This window comes from Anaerolineae bacterium (assembly GCA_016931895.1).
In the GTDB taxonomy this organism is placed as follows: Bacteria; Chloroflexota; Anaerolineae; order 4572-78; family J111; genus JAFGNV01.
This window is the reverse complement of sequence record JAFGDY010000274.1, coordinates 1-18,598: the sequence shown is the minus strand read 5'-3', so window position 1 is coordinate 18,598 and position 18,598 is coordinate 1. Positions and strand designations below refer to the sequence as shown.

Here is an 18,598-nt window from a genome sequence, read left to right as displayed (position 1 = left end):
ATTGACCTCATCTACAAAATTTAAATTTTCGCGGGCCAGAAGAATATCGGCCGGTATTTTGTTGGCCCTAACCAGTGTGTGCATCACCACCTTGTTACTTGAGTTGGCGGTTCGCCTGCTGCTGCCGCCGCCCTACAGTGTAGACACCGGGCAATTTTTTACCTGTCATCCTACTTACGGCTGGATCGGCACGCCGCACTTTCACGGCGTCATCGAGAGCGAGCAATATCAAGAGGAATTGACCTTTAACTCGCTGGGCATGCACGATACCGAACATGCCCTGGAAAAATCGCCCCATACCTTTCGTATCCTGGTGTTGGGCGACTCTTTTACGCACGCCCTTCAGGTGGACGAAACTCAAACCACCCACCAGGTTCTGGAAGACCTGCTCAACAACCAGGGGCAGGGGGAAGAAAACTTTGAGGTAATTAGCGGCGGAGTGGTCAACTGGGGCACCAATCAACAACTGGTCTACTACCGGGAACAGGGACGTTATTATAACCCGGACCTGGTGGTACTGATGTTTTTCATCGGCAACGACCTGGCCGACAACCTGCCCGGCAACGCCCTGACCATAAAAGGATTTAACTGCTACGCCCCCTACCTTGCTCTGTGCGACAACGAACTGAACCCCACTCCCCTGACCTACGCCCCTGGCTTTAGCAGGCTACAGAACAATTGCTCACTCTTACGGCGCACCCTGATCCAGGGAATGGGCGCGCTCTACCAGCACTCCCGCCTGTACCAACAAATCGAACCGCTCCTCGTGGCCCATTGGCCCCGTGAACAATTTGGACAAAACTATCCCCTTTTCTATACGGCGCTCTACTTGCCCCACGAGGAATTTGAGTTAGAGCAAGCGTATCAAATTACCCAGGCCACCTTGGTCCAATTACAACAAGAAGTTGAGGCCGATGGCGCCCGGTTTGCCATAGCCCTCATTAGTCCCTGGCCGGTCGTCCAGTTGGCGGTGCTGTCACCGGCAGAGTGGGAAATTTTTTTAAGAGACAATCCCACCCTGGCCGAAGCGCAAGTTGACCGTCCCAATCACCGGCTGGCCGAGTTTTTTGATCGCCACGATATAGCCTATCTTGATTTGACTACTCCCATGGTTGACTACTCAGCCGCTAACGCCCGCGTCCCCTTGTATTTTATTGGCGAAGGACATTGGACTGTTGAGGGCAATCGGGTGGCGGCGGAAACATTGTTCCAATGGCTGATGAAAAATAATTTTCTTGAAACAGAATCGGCCAACAACCAAAATTGAGGACAGGTTCTTCTTCTCGTTCCCAAATTCAGTTTGGGAACGAGACAATAGCCGGGAAAACCGGCTTCTCAAAATTTAGTAAATACGGCCTGTATCTTTTCAGCCAAACTAAGGTCACAGGTAGCCTTAAAGGCAAAATCGGCCTGGAACTGTTGCAGATTCTCCAACTCTCCCACAAAAGCGCTGCCGTTTGGATAATAATCAATGGGTGAACTGGAATAACCCCTGGCCGTAATGGCCTTATCGGGAGTGGCAGTTGGGGAAGAGAGAAAGAAAAAAAAGGTACATCCCGCGGAGTTAGTAATTGACGGAAAGGAGAAGGTGCGCTTTTGATAATCCCCCACCGTGTTGCCGGCAAAGGTTTCTGTATAAAGAATTTCTTGAGTCGAGGTATCAGCAGCCAGGTAAAAAGTAACCGGCTGATCATGGTGATGGTCAAATGTGCCCAGGGTAATTTCAAGCTGATTAAAATTATCACAATCCATCCGAAAAGTCTGCCCCAGAATACTGGAGCCGGCCAGCGGCGGCCCCAAATAAATATCCATTGTTTGAGAAATATCGGTAGCTAAAGCATTGGCTCGAGTCCATAAACCCACCAGCAGCAGATAAAGCCCAATCACGGCAGCGCCCCAATGATAACCCGTCCAGTGTTTTTGCCTGAGATACGGCCAGAAACCCAACCCGGCAAAGAATATTACAAAAAGACCCAGCCCCGGCGTCAAGGGAGTGAGTAGCAACAATAACCCCAGCGCCAACCAAAATCGCTGCGGGCGCTGGCGGCTCCAGCGGGACGCGCTGGCCACAGGCGCAGCGGCAAAAAGCATCACCAAAGGAATGACGGGCAAACGAAACCGGAACTGAATAAAGAACAGAATCGTGGCCAGGCTAACCGTGGCATAAATTGCCAACAATAGAGCCGTTCTCGGCCAACAGCGGCCCCGCACCAGCAATATGCCCAACAGAGCCATAAGGGCCATCGCCTGCCAGGCCAGGGGTAAAGGGGCCAGGATGCGCGTTTGCCGGATGGTCAGGGGGAAGAACGGCTCGATCAAACGGGGTTCGGCTTCGCCAAACCAGAGCCAGGTTTTGGTAGCCGTTAAGGCCAGGGCATCGAGCGGCTGTTCGCGCACGTATTGTAATACTTCGGCTGGATAGGTGGTTTTTCCTTGTTTCACCTGTTCAATTGTTTCCAAAAAACGCAACACGGACGGTTGAGATTGAATATGGGCCAAACTATCAAAACCCTGCGCGTTGGGATTGTTGCCGGTAAAAAGATTGATCCCAAAGTTATCCGACAATAGCATCAAACGTCCGCTCGCCTGATAGTTGTGCCAGGTAAACGGAGCTATCAGCATCAACAAAGGCAAAACAAAAAAGAGAAAATCAATGGCAACCTGTTTCACCGATGCCCGCATCCAAAAAATCCAGATAACGGCAACCGGCAAAACAAGCAAAACCGTAGGCCGGCTCAACCCGGCCAGGCCAAAGGCGATCCCGGCGCCCAAGACATACAGAGAGTGCCGGCGGGCGTGGTATTTTAGCAACAGAAATATGCCCAATAATAAAAAAGGGGTGGTCAAAAGGGCCTGGTCAAAACAGGGCAGGTAAAAAATATAGTAGTTATACGTGGCCAAACCCAAAGCGGCCAGCGCGCCGGTTAAGGGCGAATAAGTTAAGCGGCCAATACTATATAAAGCGGCAATGCCAAGCAGTTGCAGCAAGGCCTGCCCCAGAACAGGCAAAAGCAGGGCAGTCTCCCAAAATTGTCTTAAGGCCGCCAGATAAATGGGATAAAGGGGAATAAAATAAAAAACCTCGTTATCGCCGGGCACAGAACCATCCAGCAACCCTACAGCGCGCTGGACGTGCGCTTCGGCATCTACTCCGCAAAAGGGCTTATCCATAAAACTTTGGGGAAACAGTTCTCGCAACTCGGCCAGATAAGCGGTTTGCAGGCCAAAGGCCAATAGTAAAATGAAAAGCGGCAGAAATTTTTGGGGAACAACTCTTGTCATTATGGAATTTGGCGTTGAGGGATCAAAATGATGACCCCATGTTACCGGCTGATTTTTGCCGGGTGAGTATACAATACATTTTTGTCTTTTCCAAAAAAGATATAAAATCGAAAAGTCATCCGGTTAGACAGTCTGAATGTTCTATATTATACTATTGCCTCGTTTGCGACCCCTTAAGGCCTGACAAAAAATTATGGCGACTGACAAATTAGCTGCTAACTATTTGACCTGCTTCAATAATAAACAAGTGATGATTACCGGCGGCCTGGGCTTTATCGGCTCAAACCTGGCCCGGCGATTGGTGGAATTGGGGGCCAGGGTGCTGCTGGTCGACTCGCTCATCCCCGATTACGGCGGCAACCTGTTCAATATCCACGACCTCAAAGACCGGGTCCAGGTCAACATTGCCGACATCCGCGACGAGTATGGGCTGCGTTACCTGGTTCGTGATCAAAACTACATTTTCAATTTGGCCGGACAGGTGAGCCATCTGGATAGTATGACCGATCCCTTTACCGATCTGGAGATTAATGTGCGGGCGCAACTCTCTTTGCTGGAGGCGTGTCGCCATCATAACCCTACGGTCAAAATTGTGTTTGCCAGCACCCGCCAAATTTACGGCCGGCCGGATTACCTGCCCCTGGACGAACAACATCTGCTCCACCCGCCCGACGTTAATGGGGTCAACAAAATGGCCGGGGAGTGGTATCACACCGTTTACCATCGGGTGTACGGCCTGCACACGGTTTCGTTGCGTTTGACCAACACCTATGGCCCCGGCCAATTGATGAAACATAACCGCCAGGGTTTTATCGGCTGGTTCATTCGTTTGGCCGTCTTGGGCCAGGAAATCCAGATTTTTGGCGACGGCGAACAACGCCGCGACCTTAACTTTGTGGAAGATGTGGTTGAGGCCTTGTTACGCGCCGCGGCCAGCCCCCAGAGCCAGGGCCAGGTTTATAACCTGGGCTGCAACCAGCCCATCACCTTGAAAGCTTTGGCCGAGCTGCTCATAGAAATAGCCGGGCAGGGTAGTTATCGCTTGATCCCCTTTCCACCGGAACGCAAACGCATTGATGTGGGCGACGTGTACTGCGCTTATGCCCGCATCCAGGCTCAGTTGGGCTGGCAACCAACCACTCCCCTCCGCGCGGGATTGGCCCGCACCATTGCTTATTACCGCCAATACGGCGAGCATTATTGGAGCTAAATTTGCCGGTCCCTTCTGTAAACCTTGCCCAACAATACCAATCTCTCCGGGCCGAGATAGACGCAGCCGTTCAGCGCGTGTTGGCCGGAGGCTGGTATATTTTGGGCAAAGAAACGGCTGCCTTTGAAGCGGAATTCGCCGCCTACGTGGGCGTAGGGCACGCCATTGGAGTAGCCTCCGGCACCGACGCGATCACGCTGGCTTTGCAAGCCGTGGGCGTAAACCCCGGAGACGAAGTAATTACGGTCAGCCATACCGCCGTGGCCACGGTCGCGGCCATAGAGCTGACCGGGGCGCGCCCTGTTTTTGTTGACATTGATCCGGTCACGTTTACCATGAATCCGGCCCAAGTGGAGGCAGCCGTTTCGCCCCGCACCCAGGCTATCGTGCCGGTCCATCTGTACGGCCACCCGGCCAACCTTGAGGCAATTTTGACCGTGGCCCGCCAACACCGCCTGGCGGTAGTGGAAGACTGCGCCCAGGCGCATGGTGCGCGGTATCGCGGGCAAATGGTTGGTTCTTTTGGCGACGCCGCCGCTTTCAGCTTTTATCCTACCAAAAACCTGGGCGCGGCAGGCGACGGCGGCATCATTGTCACCAACCGCGCCGACGTGGCCGAACAGACGCGCTTGCTGCGCCAGTACGGCTGGGCGGAACGATACGTGAGCCAGGTTAGAGGCACTAACAGCCGGCTTGACGAAATGCAGGCGGCCATTCTACGGGTTAAACTCCGCCACCTGGAAACATGGAACAAACGACGCCGAGAATTGGCCGCTGATTATACTACCCTGCTGGCCCATACCCATTTAACCTTGCCCCACCCGGTGGGCGATGTGACACACGTTTATCATCTCTACGTGGTGCGGAGTCAAGAGAGAGACAAATTATTAACCGACCTGCGCGAGCAAGGCCTTGGCGCGCAAATCCACTATCCTGTGCCGGTCCACCTTCAGCCGGCTTACGCCGGTCTGGGTTTTAGGCCGGGCAGCCTGCCCGAAACAGAACGAGCCGCCCAAGAGGTTTTATCCCTCCCCCTATACCCGGAAATGAGCCAAACGGCCCTGGAAATGGTTTGTGAAAGAATTCAACAAAGGTAAACAAAATGAAACGTCCCAGCATTTCTGTTTTTTTCCCGGCCTATAACGATGCCGGCACCATCCCCAGCATGGTCATCACCGCCATTCTCACCTTGCGTGAGCTGAGCGACGATTACGAAGTGATTGTCGTCAATGACGCCAGTAAAGACCATACCGGCGAATTATTGGCCGAGTTAGCCCGCCGGTACGACTGCGTGCGCATTGTCACCCACCCCCAAAACAAAGGTTACGGCGGGGCGTTACGCAGCGGTTTTGCCCACGCCACCAAAGAGTTAGTTTTTTATACGGATGGCGATGCCCAGTACGACCCGCGCGAGTTAAAACTGCTGATGCCGGTCCTCACCGCCGAAATTGATCTGGTCAACGGTTACAAAATCTCGCGCAACGACCCCCTTCACCGCATTATTATTGGTAGAATTTACCAGCATTTTGTGCGCCTGGCCTTTGGCCTCAAATTACGCGACCCCGATTGTGATTTCCGCATCATGCGCCGCTCAATTTTTGATAAAGTCAAATTAGAATCAGACAGCGGCGTGATTTGTGTGGAAATGATGAAAAAAATCGGCGATAACGGTTTTCGCATTGCCGAGGCGCCGGTGCATCATTATCACCGGGCTTACGGCCACTCTCAATTCTTTAATTTCCGGCGCTTATTTCGGGTGGCGGTGGATTTAACCAAATTATGGTTTCGGCTGGTGGTCAAAAAAGAGCATCTGCAAACAGATTTTGTGGCGCCCTCGGTAAGGATTTCCAATCAATGAATCCGCGCGAATATGAAATAATGTACCAGCTTGAAGATGAACATTGGTGGTATCAGGCCATCCACCAACTCATCTTTTCTACTCTGACCCGCCTGCACCAAGCTCAGGGGCAACCCGATTGGTTGATTTTGGACGGCGGCTGCGGTACAGGCGCTATCGCCCACCAACTCAAACAGTTTGGGCAGGTCAGGGCCGTTGACCTGTCGGGCCTGGCCTTACACTTTAGCCAACGGCGCGGCTTGCAGGGACAACTGGCCCAGGCTTCAATTACCGCCATACCCATGCCCGCCAACACTTTTGACCTGGCCGTTTCTATTGACGTGATGTGCTCCGTGCCAAACGACCGGCAGGCTCTGGTCGAATTTCACCGGGTGCTCAAACCGGGCGGATTTTTACTCTTGAATCTCCCGGCCCTGAGATGGTTAAAAGGGCAACACGATCTGGCGGTACATATTCTTCACCGTTACGCGCCCAAACCCTTAAAAACTCAACTCAAGCAACAGGGGTTTACCGTTGAAAAAATCTCTTTTGCCAACTCCTTGTTATTCCCGCTTGTTGCGCCCTATCGCGTGGCTACTAACTGGCTGCTGGCTGATGAAGACGATACGCCCCGCTCCGATGTTTTCATGCCGCCCAAGTTGATGAACCATATCCTGGGTTGGGTGATGAAACAAGAGTCGCGTTTGATTCCGCGTTTTAGTTTGCCTATCGGCATGTCGCTGTTTGTGATGGCCCGCAAGCATAAAGCCGTCAATGAGTTGGCTTCAAAACCTTCAGCCCAATGACAAAAAATCTCATCAGTTTTTTTCAAAATAAATACACGCAGTGGGTCTTGATAGTCATATTAATCCTTTACCAAATGACCCGCATTATCGTTTTTGTCAACGTCTATGGCGGCGTTGAGCATGATAGCGGCTGGTTTTTGGGCATCGCTCGTTCGCTGGCCGAACAAGGGGTTTACGCGACCATGGTCAGCACCATGGTTGATCCAACTCCCGGCGGCGGAGAAAATATTTACGGCCAATACAAGGTTCAAAATGCCAAAGGGCAAATATACTTTTTCCCCGAAAGTATCGGCGCAGCCGGCGTTATTCCCAATGCCATTATCATCAAGGTATTTGGCCCCGGCTTTTGGGCATACCGCGCCGGGCCGCTGCTATTCCTCTTGCTAGGGCTGATCTTGGCCTCAGCCCTGCTCTACCGGCTTGGCGGATTTTTATCCGTGCTGATGTGTCAACTTTTTCTTTTCTTCTATCCCCAGCTGCTTATCTTTTTGGGTTATGAAGCTATGGGCGAAATCTTTAGCCTGACTTACGCCTTACTGGCGTTTGTTTTGTTTTTGGTGGCAGCCCAGGCCAAAACATATCGCTGGCTTTGGTTTATGGCCTGCGGTCTAGCCGCCGGCTTGGCCGTTACCACCAAAACCATTGCGCTGCTGTCGTTGGCCGGGCTGTTTTTGGCCTGGCTGATCTTATATTGGCAAAAGCGTAGTTCCTTCAAAGAGGGCCTGATTTTGGTTGGTAGTTGTATATCTGTCCGCTTATTATGGGAACTCATGCAATTAGTCAGCTTGACCCTGATGTTTGACTTTCAAACATATCAGCGTTTTTTGGCTCAACACCTTGACTTTTTCTTGAATGAAGGCGGCAGCGGTATGGGCCAGCCAGGCCCCCATAGTTTTACTTTTTTGTGGCAAAAAATATTAATCGTCAAAGAAATTTCTTTCAACAACAACTTTTTTGCCTTCGCCGTTTTTCTGGTTATTTTGTTCAGCGGTCCGGGGCTGATGTGGCGTCTTTTTAGGGATGAAGCCCGGCGTAATATTGTGATTTTGTTGTGGGGAGGCTGGTTCATTCATTCGGTCTGGTTTATTGCCCTGGCCAAGGGCGCTTGGGTGCGGCACAACTGGCACGCTTTGATACTGGCTATTTTTCTGCTTTCGTTCGTGCTTGTTTATGCCTGGCAAAACGTCAACCATCAGCCAAGATGGATCAATCAAAGCCTTGCCGTTTTGCTCACGGGATTACTGGCGATTGGTTTTTATGGCCAGGCCAACGCCGCCGGCCTTTTTATCTCCAACCAACTGGTTGACCGCTGGTATCAGGAACATCTAGACTCAACCTACAGCCGCGTCCCCTGGATAATTATCCCCCGCGCCGAGCAGGATGCTGCCCTGGCTGTTTTGCAAAAATTACCGACCTCGGGCCGCCTATTTTACCCCGCCGGGCACAAATCAGCCGAGCTGGCTGTGCTTAGCGGCCGTATTTTATATCCTCTTGAACGGCGACCCTTGATGCCGGCCGCATCAGGGGACGTTATTATTGTTGGCCCCTCTCTTATTTCGCCCTGGGCCAAATTGATGGAAAAACCCATGAGCCAGGCCGAACGGCAAGGTTTGATTGACACGGTCTTGCAGCGGGTCAAACAAGAATGTCCTCACCTTGTTTTTGAAAATAGCTATTACCTTATCTGCGCCCTGGATTGACCGGCCATCAATTTGAGTTTGTTGAATATGGTAAAATCCTGATCATGAAAAAGTTGATTCACCTTTATCAAAATAAATATTTTCAATGGGCTGTGCTGACCATTATAATTGTGTACCAGCTAGGGCGGCTCATTATTTTTGTCAATATTTACGGCGGCGTGGATCACGACTCCGGCTGGTTTTTGGGCGTGGCGCGCTCCCTGGCCGAACGAGGCACGTATACCACCCTGGTCAGTACCATGTCGGACCCTACCCTGGCGGCAGGTTTGGACATGAACGGGGAATTTTTTCAAATCCAAGATAAAGAAGGCCGGGTTTACTTTTTTGCCGAAGGCACCGTGGGGCCTACTCAGGTGATGCCAGACGCGCTTATGATCAAACTATTTGGCAGCGGTTTCTGGCAATTCAGAGTCGCCTCCCTGTTATTCTACCTGGCCTTTTTAAGCCTGGCTTCCTGGCTGCTGTTTTCCATAGGCGGCTTTGGGGCTGCGTTTCTTTTTCAACTTATTTTTTTCTTTTATCCCCACTTGACTGTTTTTTTGGGTTACGAATCTTTGGGAGAAGTCCCGGCCATTACCTGTATCCTGGCTTCTTTTATAATTTTTACCAAGGCCACCGTCGCCGACAAAAAGAAACTGCGCTGGTTTCTCTTGAGTGGCCTGATAGGGGGTTTGGCCCTTACCGCCAAGTTAGTTTCGCTGTTGGCTTTAAGCAGCCTGGGGTTATTGTGGTTGATTTTATATTTCCAGAAAAGGATAACCTTAAAACAAGGTCTGGTCACAGCCCTGAGCCTGCTATGCTTTCCCCTGATCTGGGAAACAATTCAACTCATCATCATCACCCAAAAGTTTGGCTTTGACACCTATCTCCAACACGGTCAGGGACGCCTTAACGTCATTCTGCTCGCCGGCAGTGGTTTAGGAGAGCAAGTCAAAGGTATTGAATTTTTGTGGTATAAATTCTCTCTCATCTCCGACATCTCCCATCCCCACCATGCCTTAAGCCTGATCACTTTTATGCTCATCACTCTGGCCGGGCCTTGGCTGGCCTGGCGACTCAGAAATCACCCCCGACAGCAAAACCTGGTAATTTTATTGTGGGGCGGCTGGTTGGTTCATACTACATGGTTTATTCTGCTATCGGAGAATGGTTGGGTTCGACATTATTGGGCCGCTTTGATTCTGGCTGTCTTGCTGCTCTCTCTTCTTTGGAGTATCCTGTGGCGTTATGCCAGAACCCGACCCGTTTGGCTCAACCTATCGTTAGCCGTCGGGGTCACCCTACTGTTGGGCCTGAATTTCTATAGCCAAAAACAGGCGGCTACTTTTTTGATGTCTGACGATCTCATTGAATATTGGTATCAAAAACACCTGGCCAGCTCTCGCATCGGCCTGGCCTGGATGATTGTGCCTCGCGCCGACCAGGCCGCTGTAGTAGACGTTATTCAACAACTTCCCTCCACCAGCCGGGTCTTTTACCCCGAAAATTATAAATCCGCCGAAATCGCCGCCTTTACGGGGCGTATCTTTTACCCCCTGCCCCGGCGGCAATGGATGTCTCCGGCCAAAGATGATGTGCTCATTATTGGCCCGGCTGTTATTTCCCGCTGGCGCAAACCCTCTGAAACAAAACCGGTCAGTCAAGCCGAACAGCAAACCTTTGTCAGGGGCATCGTGGAGTATGTCAAACAACAATGCCCTCAAATCATTTTTGAAAACAGCAACTATATTCTCTGCGCCCTCAACTAAAATGCGGGACAAATTCCGCTTTTTAGATATTGTGCATCCCTCCCGCTTGTGATAAAATCCAACTCCTATGTTTGCCCATTTATCTTTCCTGGCGCCGATGGTCGTTTTACTATTGGGCGCTTTCGTTTTGTCCATCCTTCTTCCCCGGCTGCCTGCCACCTGGCAGAGACATTGGGCCAGCCAATATTTTGGCGCGCCCGGTCTGATTGTCCTGGCCGGGTTATTCTTGCTCATCCGGCTCACGGCGGGGCCGGGCGCTTTGATCGAGAGCCTGAAATTATCAGCCTGGAATTTCACGGCAGAAGGCAGTGGCGCGGCCCTGGCTATCCAACTCCATCCGCTCAACCTTACCTTTTTGATTCTAAGCTTGTTGGTTTTGCTGGTTGGCGCTCTGGTTTCGCGCCCTGGGGCTGGCGGCGGCAATCAGGGCTGGGCCTTCATGCTGGGAGCAAGCGCCTACTTTTTGTTTGTGTCGGCCAATAACCTGACCCTGAACTATGCAGTGCTGGTATTTGATCTTTGCCTGGTTTATTATTGGCTCACGCAGGGGCACTACAACTTGAGCGCGGCCCGCCTTTTTTTGGGTATTTTAACCGCCAGCGCCTTGACCCTGACCTCAAGCCTGCCAAATACAACGTGGGGCGCATTTCTGCTGGGCCTGGCTCTCTGGCTAAGACTGGGACTATATCCCTTTTCTGAAGCGGCAGTTGCTGAAAAACAAGCCAATCTTAAAAACAATTCCTCTATGCTGGTTTATTGGGGATTATCATTAGCGGTAGGAATTTATCTGGTCGCCGGCAGCATGGCCGGATCATTGCCCGAAATCTGGCGCTGGCTCACTTTGACCACCATGCTGCTTAATGGCCTGCTGGCCTGGTTGATCGAGCCAAGCCAGGGGCAACGTTCCCTGTTGCTTGTCCGGCTGATTCTTGTCCAAACCTTGCTGCCCCTGCTACTGGCGGCCTCTTTATCGAAAGAGGTGATCGGGGCTTATGCAGTGGGCCTTATTCTGAGCCTGGCTGCTTTGTGGGTGACGCCCTCCCTGGGCAGGCCGCCCTTTGGCCGGGAACTTTGGCAATGGTGGCCCTACACTCCGGCCCTGGCTGCTACCTTCACCCTGGTGGGCATGCCTTTATTCCTCAATTGGCCGGCCTGGATCGCCATTTTTTCCCTGGAAAATCTTCTCCTGATAGGCGGCGTGATGGTGGCCCAGACCCTGGCTTTGAGCGGACTGGCTCGTTATTGGCTCGGCCTGCTGGGGCAGAACAACGCAAATCTATCATCCGTATCCCTTACGCCAGGCCAGCTTATGGCCTCGGTGGCCGGGGTGGTGGCGGCAGTTCCTTTTTTGATACCGGGTTTGGGGCCGCTTGTTCTGGCAGCCTTGATGCACATAGAATGGCCAGCCGCAAACTTCACTCCAGCCACCCTGGCCACGATAGTTGTTTCAGTGATAGCTGCCGCTGCCCTAGGGTATTTCAGAAAAAATATCACTGACCGGCTAAAAATCCCCGTCCCCCCTCTGGCCGAATTTATCCAGCTACGTTGGCTGCTGCGCTGGGCAGAAAAATCATTGAGTGGGATCGGAAAATTGATATTACGGACAAACGTTATTCTGGAAGGGCAGCACTACCTGGGCTGGGCGCTCTTCACCGCCCTGGTCGGCGTCATCATCGTTATTCTACGCGAAACATAGTCCGGCCTGCCTCAACCTGGAATCAAGTAATGCTGTTTCCTAATTTCTAGTTTTTCATGCCAACATTACCAGAAATTCTAAACCAACTGCAATTCATCAGCCAAGAAACCGCCTTATTAGGGCTATTTGTCACTGCCGGTTTTATTTTGGTAGGTCGAGATTGGCGTCTTCTCATTTTGGCTTTGCTGGCTCAATACATCCTGGTTGGGCTGGCCCTTTCGCGCCTGGTGCGGCCCGACATAGCCGTTTTAAAAATAATGATCGGCGCCTTTATCTGCCCCATCCTCTTTTTATCGGCCCGGCAAGTGTCAATCAGCGCCCCGCTCTTCTCCCCAATAAAGGACAAACGCTACCGGGTTTCATCGCCCACCGGCGTGGTCTTTAGGTTGTTGGCGGCCTTGTTAATGATCTTGATCACCCTCACTTTAAGCCAGATGTTTCGCCTGCCCGGTCTATCGCCCAGCCTCACCATTGCCGTCTATTGGCTGAGCCTGGCCGGTCTCACCATCCTCATCCTCACCGAGGACCCGCTCAAAGTGGGCCACGGTTTATTAACGGTTTTAACAGGCTTTGACCTTTTCTATACCACCCTCGAACGAAGCCTGCTCATTACCGGACTGTGGGGCTCCATCAATTTATTGATTGCGCTGGCCTTGAGCTATCTCATTGTGGCTAAAGGCGCGGCCCCGGAGGAGGAACAGTGATGCCGCCTGCCTTATGGCTCATTATCGTCCCCCTGGCCGCTGTCCCGGTGGTATACCTCTTGCGCCGGACAGGGTTGGGGGCCGTTGTCGCCGCCGGGGTAGCCCTCTTTTCTGCCTGGTTAGCCTGGCGACTGCCGCCGGGACTTGTGGCCAATATCCTGGGCCGCCCCATCGAATTAGACCAACTCTCGCAAACAACCCTGGCTATACTGTTTGCCGCCGGAGCCGTTCTGTTTTTGATCGCTCTGCCCATTTCGCCCCCGGAAAACCAAATTGCGCTCAAACGTGAGCCGGGCCGGGGACGCACGTTTCACCCGGTTGGCCTGGCCACCCTGGCCATTTTTGTGGCCGCCAGCCTCTCCGGTCACCTGGGTATTACGGCCATTTTGATTGAGGTAGCCGTGATTTTTGCCGTATTTATCATTCAGGGCAGGCGGCTAGAGTCAACCCGGGCCGCGCAACGATTTTTAGTGATGCTGTCGTTGGCCGTGCCCCTTTTTCTGTTAGCCGCTTGGCGCATTGACCGGTATCAACTCAGCGGCGGGGCGCAGCTGGCCGGCTATTTGCAACAAACCACCCTGCTCGTTGGGCTAGGTTTTGCCTTGTGGCTGGCCGTTTTTCCCGGCCACGGCTGGTTGACGGCCGTAGCCGCCGAAGCCAATCCTCCAGCTGCCGCCTTTGTGCTTATTGCTTTTCCCCTGGCGGCTTTTTCAACCCTGATAGAGTTACTGGCAAACTTCCCCTGGCTAGTGACCTCATCGCCGTTAGCCTGGGCCATGATTGTGGCCGGGATAGTGACCGCCCTGGCAGGGGGGCTGCTGGCCGCCGTACAGCGCAGCTTTAGCGCATTGCTGGGTTATGCCGCGCTTTACGATCTGGGGTGCGCCCTGGCCGGGTTGGGCGCGGGCGGGCAGGCCGCCGTGATCACTATTTTGGCCGGCCTCATTGTCCGCACTTTGGCGTTGACCCTCAACGCCGCCTGCCTGGTGGCCCTGCAACGGCATGCCGCGCACGACGGTTTTGCCCAGGTAACCGGCCTGGCCCGGCGACTGCCGGTAACGACTGCCGGGCTGATTATCGGCGGCTTGACCCTGGCCGGCGGGCCGCTGACGATTGGTTTTCCGTTACGCTGGCAATTGCTCCAGGCCACAGCCGGGGTTGACTCGCGTTGGCCCGTCTTATTGGCTTTGGCGGGGTTGGGCGTGGCAATGGGCTATTGGCGCGGCCTGAAATTTCTATTACCCCAACCCAAAAAGCGACCGTCAAAACTGTCAAGCAGAGTCGCTCTGAGCTTGCAGGAACCGGTGCTGCTCCTTATCCTCATTGGTTTATTGGCAAGCGCCTGTATTCTTTTGGGGCTTTTCCCCTGGCTCTTGGTTGAGCCGTTGCAGGAATTATCAAGGGGCATTACCATCCCCATTCGCTAGGCTCCCGCCGTTTACGGCCGATATACCCTCTGCCGCGCGGCATCCAAATCACTTAACCCAGGGTCAATAACAGAGAGAGGTAATTATACCGGCGGATAAGGCACATTATGGCCCAAAGACCATTCGGGGAAGGAAGTTGTTTTTAGCAAAACGCCAATGCGTTTTTTGAAAGCCCGAATTTCTGCCGGGGAGATGACTTGCGCCAGCACCCGGTAAAAGACACAAGTTTCATCCAGCATGCTTTGCAAACGTTCCAGGTCTTTCAACAGGGGGGGAGGAATAGCCTCGTCGGAAAATTCCCAAATTACGGTGCGGAGTTTGCGGTCGGTGTGAAAAGTCAGGCCATGGTCAATGGCCCAAATTTTTCCATCTTTATCTTTAAGACAATGCCCGCCTTTGCGGTCGGCATTGTTAACAATAAAGTCAAACAAGGCCATGCTTCTAAAAGCTTCGGTAAATGCCGGCAGGTGGCGCAGGGTAAAGTAGTGGGCCTCAAAATCGGCGTCAATGAAAAGCTGCACGCTGCCCGCCCCGTGCGGACCGTTATCTCTAAACACAACCGGGGGAATACGCGGCCAGCCCAATATCTGGCTGACCAGGTAGCTGGCGAATTCTCGCTGGCAGAGCGTGCCCTCGGGAAAATCCCACAGGGGGCGTTCGCCCTGGCATGGTTTGTAAACCGCCAGCAATTCTTGCCGGGGCAGCGATCCTTCCGGCGGCGCCTGGCGGCTCAAGCTGACCAGAAAGGTATAGTTAGAACTCCAGGGGAACAAGCCCTGTAGCGCTATTTCTCCCTCCAACAACATTTCCAAAATCCAGGGGAGATCGAGTTCGGGGCGGTTGGCGGTTGACAGCTTTTGCACAGTGTCAATGATTTGCCGAGCGTCTAGACCCATTTTTTCTCGTGGCCGTTGCTCCTGGGGCAAAAGTGTCCCTCGGGATCCATCGGCGCATGGCACAGGGGACAAAGCGGCCGTCCCTGTTGCACCACTCCCAGGGTGTGTTCGCTAAAAACCTTCATCTGCGCCCGCGTGGCCCAAAAACGGGCCGCAGAGGGGTCGGAGGCCACATCGTCTTCTGCTTGAACTTCTTGGACTACTACCACCACTAAATCCTGTTCCTGGTCATAACCCAGCCCAATTTGCCCTACCACAAAAGAGGGGGCTAACGGTTCCTGCAACATCAAATCGGCGGTCAGCGGCTCATCAAATTTGGAGTAGATCTGTGGATACTTTTCATCCAATCCTTCCAAAAGCTCAATAACACTGGCGGCCAAAATGGTAGCCTGCTCTTTTTCCAATTTAAGGGTAATGGTTGACCTACCTTGACTGGCTTGCAACAAAAACACGCGCTCGCCCGGCGGCCCAACCGTGCCGATGGTAATCCGGGAAACGGGATTAAAATCTACCAGGTGCCCTGCCATAAAAATCCTCTTTCGTTTATGTTTTGCCCTTTTTCCGGTCCGGGTTCGGCGGCGGAACGTGATGCGTATCATTGACGCACACCACGCGCGGCCCCAGCGGTGTAAAGCTGATGGTAGTAATGGACGCAGTGCTGATCACAATCCGCTGGAACAGGTCAAAATGCATGCCCAAATAATGGGCCACGGCGGCCTTAATCAAATCGGCATGCCCCACCACCGCAATTGTCTCGCCGGGATGTCGGGCCACCAGGCTGTTGATCTCTTGCACAAAGCGGGCCTGCATGCCATACATGCTCTCTCCATCAGGAAAACCGGCCCCGCTGGGATAGAATTGAATGGCCGGCCATTGCGGTGTTTGGGCTAATTTCTTAACTTTTTGGCCGGTCCAGGCGCCATAATCCACTTCCAAAAAACCTTTGCGCGCTTCAACCTCTAATTTATGGTATTGCCCAATGGCCTGGGCTGTTTCCATAGTTCTTTCCAGGGGGCTGGCATAAATTGCATTCAATTTCACTTTGGCCAGGTATTTGCCCAATGCTTTGGCTTGTTGGCGGCCATATTCATTCAAATGCACCCCGGGGGTTCGGCCGGCCAGTTTATCACGCTTGCTCCACTCGTTTTCACCGTGGCGGATAAACAAAACAGTCGTGGGCTGCGGATGGTGTTGAGATTTCTTCCGAGAGTCTTTGTTTGGCTTTTTGGTCATTAAATTTTACGGGCCAAATGATGCTAGTGCAAATGTCAGCCTGATGCTTTGAGATTGGGCCAGTCTTTGAGACTGGCCCAATCTAGCCACATTCAAACAATCAGCGTGCCAGATGCACTAGGTAGTAATATAGCATGCCAATCTCGTTTCATCAAACCACATAAAAATCTTAATTCACTCACAGCCCATCACATCCTCAATCACCTGGCGCAACGTGGCCGTATCCAGGTCTTTTTTATCTAAAAATGCCACCGCCCCGGCCTCCAGCCCTAACTGGCGAAACCCCCGGTCAGGATAGGCGCTGATCAGGATGACGCGCACATTGGGCAATTGGGCCTTGATCCGCCGGGTGCATTGAATACCGTCCTCGTCACCCAGCACCACATCCACCAACACTAATTGGGGCGCGGCGCCCTCTATCAAGCGTAAGGCCTCTCTGGTGTTCTCCGCTTCATAAATAACCGCCTGGGGATACGCTTTGCCGACCACTCGCCGCAATTGGCGCCGATAACGGCCGTTGTCATCCACCAGCAAAATGGTTACCCGCTCTCGGGCCGGCGTTTCAGGAAGGAACACAGCCAGCATCGCTTCCTGGCCCGATACAGCCAGCACTTCAGGGTGGGTCATCACATAATTGACCGCCTCCAGCCGGCTCTGCACCTGGAGTTGCCGGTAGAGGCGGGTGAGGTGATTCTCCACCGTTTTAACGCTCAAACACATCTCTTTGGCAATGGTGTGATTATCATACCCCTGCTGCAATAAACGCAGAATCTCGCGCTGGCGCGCGGTGAGAGGCGGCACAGCCCGCCCTCCGGTGGGGCTAACCAATTTATCCACTAACCGGCTGGAAATCCACTTCTCGCCGGCCAGCACCCGTTGCACGGCCAGGCGTAAATCGCTGAGAGGTTGATTTTTTAGATGATAACCATTCACCCCTGCTCCCAACAAACCCTGCACGTAAAAGTCATCGTCGTAGGCGCTGACCACCAGGATTTTCATGGCCGGGTAATCGGCTCGAATCTGCCGGATGGCGGACACTGGCTCAAAATTGGGCATGGTCACGTCTATCAGCAAAAAATCAGGCCGAGTTTTGGCCAAGGCGGCAAACAACTCCGGACCATCCCCCACCTCCCCCACCACATCCAGGTTTGGTAATTCCTGCAAGGCATTGCGAATGCCGGCCCGCACCACGGCATGGTCATCGGCTAAAAGAATTCGTACTTGCTCCATATTGCGATTATACCATTGTTACCGGCCCTTGCCCAAGCGGACCGGGGTTGTGTAATAGGGGGATTTCCCCTATTGGCTTTAGGGGGAAATTCCACCTAGATAATAGGGGCAAAAAAGGGGAAACAAGGGTACAAAAGTCCTAAACCTTTTGTTATAATGCGAGTCTGAACGGTGAATGAGAATAAGGAGTGAAAAAATGTCCTGCTGACATTTATCACCCTTTCACTCCTGAATCTTTTTTCAGGCCGTAAACTGAGGAGAGGAAACCTCCACTTTGCCATGCGCCATTCCTCCAAGAATCACAAACGCCAAAACATATCACCCTGCCGCCAGACTGCAAAAGGGAAACTATGATTGATTATCTCACTTATTATTACCAGCGGGGTACAGAACCATTTCGCAGTCTGTCGGCCCTACCAGATATTGAAGCCATTCAAATTATGGAAGACCTTTATGTTAAATATGAAGGGTCTCTTGCCTTTGCCAGATTCAAAAATCCGGTTCAATATCTGCACGACCGAAAGCAAACGGAGCAGTGGGCCCGAGAAGCGTTCATGGCCAAGGGCGGGCAACCCCGGGCGGCTTATCCGATTCCGATGGTGCTGGGGGCATCCAAATGGATAGTAAAACACGCTCCTGATCCTGACCGGCATGGTGAAATACGTATCCCTCTTTCAGCCTTTCGGGAAGATGAGGTGAGTTTTACTTACCCGGATAGTATGATCTCCCACTGGTTTGGCCGGGATAAGCCCTCTGCCTATTACCAGCCTGATTATCATGGCCAGGTCTTCACGATTTCCGAAATTCTCTCAATCATAGATACTCACGG

The 18,598-nt window shown here is 52.7% G+C and carries 16 protein-coding genes; 11 read left to right on the top strand and 5 right to left on the bottom strand.

Annotation, left to right across the window (positions count from 1 at the left end; genetic code table 11):
- Position 1 precedes the first annotated feature (1 nt).
- The gene (locus JW953_21020; GenBank protein MBN1995185.1) at positions 2-1,267 is read left to right on the top strand and encodes an SGNH/GDSL hydrolase family protein; all 1,266 of its coding nucleotides are present in this window, start codon (positions 2-4) and stop codon (positions 1,265-1,267) included.
- Between the two features lie 68 nt (positions 1,268-1,335).
- Here JW953_21020 and JW953_21015 read toward each other — a convergent pair whose 3' ends face one another.
- Positions 1,336-3,282 (bottom strand): glycosyltransferase family 39 protein, encoded by a 1,947-nt coding sequence (locus tag JW953_21015; protein ID MBN1995184.1) that lies wholly within the window; start codon positions 3,280-3,282, stop codon positions 1,336-1,338.
- 193 nt (positions 3,283-3,475) lie between these two features.
- Here JW953_21015 and JW953_21010 point away from each other — a divergent pair, with 193 nt between their 5' ends.
- The 9 genes from JW953_21010 (at position 3,476) to JW953_20970 (ending at position 14,410) form a co-directional block, all read left to right on the top strand.
- Positions 3,476-4,492 (top strand): NAD-dependent epimerase/dehydratase family protein, encoded by a 1,017-nt coding sequence (locus JW953_21010; protein ID MBN1995183.1) that lies wholly within the window; start codon positions 3,476-3,478, stop codon positions 4,490-4,492.
- A 2-nt stretch (positions 4,493-4,494) separates the two neighbouring features.
- A complete protein-coding gene (locus tag JW953_21005; GenBank protein MBN1995182.1) occupies positions 4,495-5,589 on the top strand; it encodes a DegT/DnrJ/EryC1/StrS family aminotransferase in 1,095 nt (364 codons plus the stop codon).
- A 5-nt stretch (positions 5,590-5,594) separates the two neighbouring features.
- A complete protein-coding gene (locus JW953_21000; GenBank protein ID MBN1995181.1) occupies positions 5,595-6,350 on the top strand; it encodes a glycosyltransferase family 2 protein in 756 nt (251 codons plus the stop codon).
- The gene (locus JW953_20995) at positions 6,347-7,135 is read left to right on the top strand and encodes a class I SAM-dependent methyltransferase (protein MBN1995180.1); all 789 of its coding nucleotides are present in this window, start codon (positions 6,347-6,349) and stop codon (positions 7,133-7,135) included. The genes JW953_21000 and JW953_20995 overlap by 4 nt, the downstream gene beginning before the upstream one ends.
- 47 nt (positions 7,136-7,182) lie before the next feature.
- Positions 7,183-8,835, top strand: coding sequence for a phospholipid carrier-dependent glycosyltransferase (locus JW953_20990; GenBank protein MBN1995179.1), 1,653 nt, complete (start codon positions 7,183-7,185; stop codon positions 8,833-8,835).
- Positions 8,836-8,879: 44 nt separating this feature from the next.
- Positions 8,880-10,583, top strand: a complete 1,704-nt coding sequence (locus JW953_20985) for a hypothetical protein (protein ID MBN1995178.1) — start codon at positions 8,880-8,882, stop codon at positions 10,581-10,583.
- Between the two features lie 127 nt (positions 10,584-10,710).
- A complete protein-coding gene (locus JW953_20980; GenBank protein ID MBN1995177.1) occupies positions 10,711-12,279 on the top strand; it encodes a hypothetical protein in 1,569 nt (522 codons plus the stop codon).
- Positions 12,280-12,335: 56 nt separating this feature from the next.
- Positions 12,336-12,983 carry a hypothetical protein gene (locus tag JW953_20975; protein MBN1995176.1) on the top strand — a complete coding sequence of 216 codons (648 nt, stop codon included), beginning with the start codon at positions 12,336-12,338 and terminating at the stop codon, positions 12,981-12,983.
- Entirely contained in the window at positions 12,983-14,410 is a 1,428-nt protein-coding gene (locus tag JW953_20970) for a hypothetical protein (GenBank protein MBN1995175.1), read from the top strand. The genes JW953_20975 and JW953_20970 overlap by 1 nt, the downstream gene beginning before the upstream one ends.
- 83 nt (positions 14,411-14,493) lie before the next feature.
- Here JW953_20970 and JW953_20965 read toward each other — a convergent pair whose 3' ends face one another.
- The 4 genes from JW953_20965 to JW953_20950 form a co-directional block, all read right to left on the bottom strand.
- Positions 14,494-15,306: an SCO1664 family protein gene (locus JW953_20965; GenBank protein MBN1995174.1), complete on the bottom strand. Its 813-nt coding sequence runs from the start codon at positions 15,304-15,306 to the stop codon at positions 14,494-14,496.
- A complete protein-coding gene (locus tag JW953_20960) occupies positions 15,297-15,833 on the bottom strand; it encodes a DUF3090 family protein (GenBank protein MBN1995173.1) in 537 nt (178 codons plus the stop codon). The genes JW953_20965 and JW953_20960 overlap by 10 nt, the downstream gene beginning before the upstream one ends.
- A 16-nt stretch (positions 15,834-15,849) precedes the next feature.
- Complete coding sequence (locus tag JW953_20955) at positions 15,850-16,539, bottom strand: MSMEG_4193 family putative phosphomutase (GenBank protein MBN1995172.1); 690 nt, start codon at positions 16,537-16,539, stop codon at positions 15,850-15,852.
- Between the two features lie 174 nt (positions 16,540-16,713).
- Positions 16,714-17,769 (bottom strand): response regulator, encoded by a 1,056-nt coding sequence (locus JW953_20950; protein ID MBN1995171.1) that lies wholly within the window; start codon positions 17,767-17,769, stop codon positions 16,714-16,716.
- A 350-nt stretch (positions 17,770-18,119) separates the two neighbouring features.
- Here JW953_20950 and JW953_20945 point away from each other — a divergent pair.
- Positions 18,120-18,598, top strand: a 479-nt coding sequence (locus JW953_20945; protein MBN1995170.1) for a hypothetical protein, incomplete at its 3' end; no start/stop codon positions are given.

Bases quoted from the DNA above. Each gene is read 5' to 3' on its own strand.
- JW953_20995 (MBN1995180.1), top strand. From the start codon at position 6,347: ATGAATCCGCGCGAATATGAAATAATGTACCAGCTTGAAGATGAACAT.
- JW953_21015 (MBN1995184.1), bottom strand. From the start codon at position 3,282: ATGACAAGAGTTGTTCCCCAAAAATTTCTGCCGCTTTTCATTTTACTA.
- JW953_20985 (MBN1995178.1), top strand. From the start codon at position 8,880: ATGAAAAAGTTGATTCACCTTTATCAAAATAAATATTTTCAATGGGCT.
- JW953_20950 (MBN1995171.1), bottom strand. From the start codon at position 17,769: ATGGAGCAAGTACGAATTCTTTTAGCCGATGACCATGCCGTGGTGCGG.
- JW953_20970 (MBN1995175.1), top strand. From the start codon at position 12,983: ATGCCGCCTGCCTTATGGCTCATTATCGTCCCCCTGGCCGCTGTCCCG.
- JW953_20975 (MBN1995176.1), top strand. From the start codon at position 12,336: ATGCCAACATTACCAGAAATTCTAAACCAACTGCAATTCATCAGCCAA.
- JW953_21000 (MBN1995181.1), top strand. From the start codon at position 5,595: ATGAAACGTCCCAGCATTTCTGTTTTTTTCCCGGCCTATAACGATGCC.
- JW953_20965 (MBN1995174.1), bottom strand. From the start codon at position 15,306: ATGGGTCTAGACGCTCGGCAAATCATTGACACTGTGCAAAAGCTGTCA.
- JW953_20960 (MBN1995173.1), bottom strand. From the start codon at position 15,833: ATGGCAGGGCACCTGGTAGATTTTAATCCCGTTTCCCGGATTACCATC.
- JW953_21010 (MBN1995183.1), top strand. From the start codon at position 3,476: ATGGCGACTGACAAATTAGCTGCTAACTATTTGACCTGCTTCAATAAT.
- JW953_20955 (MBN1995172.1), bottom strand. From the start codon at position 16,539: ATGACCAAAAAGCCAAACAAAGACTCTCGGAAGAAATCTCAACACCAT.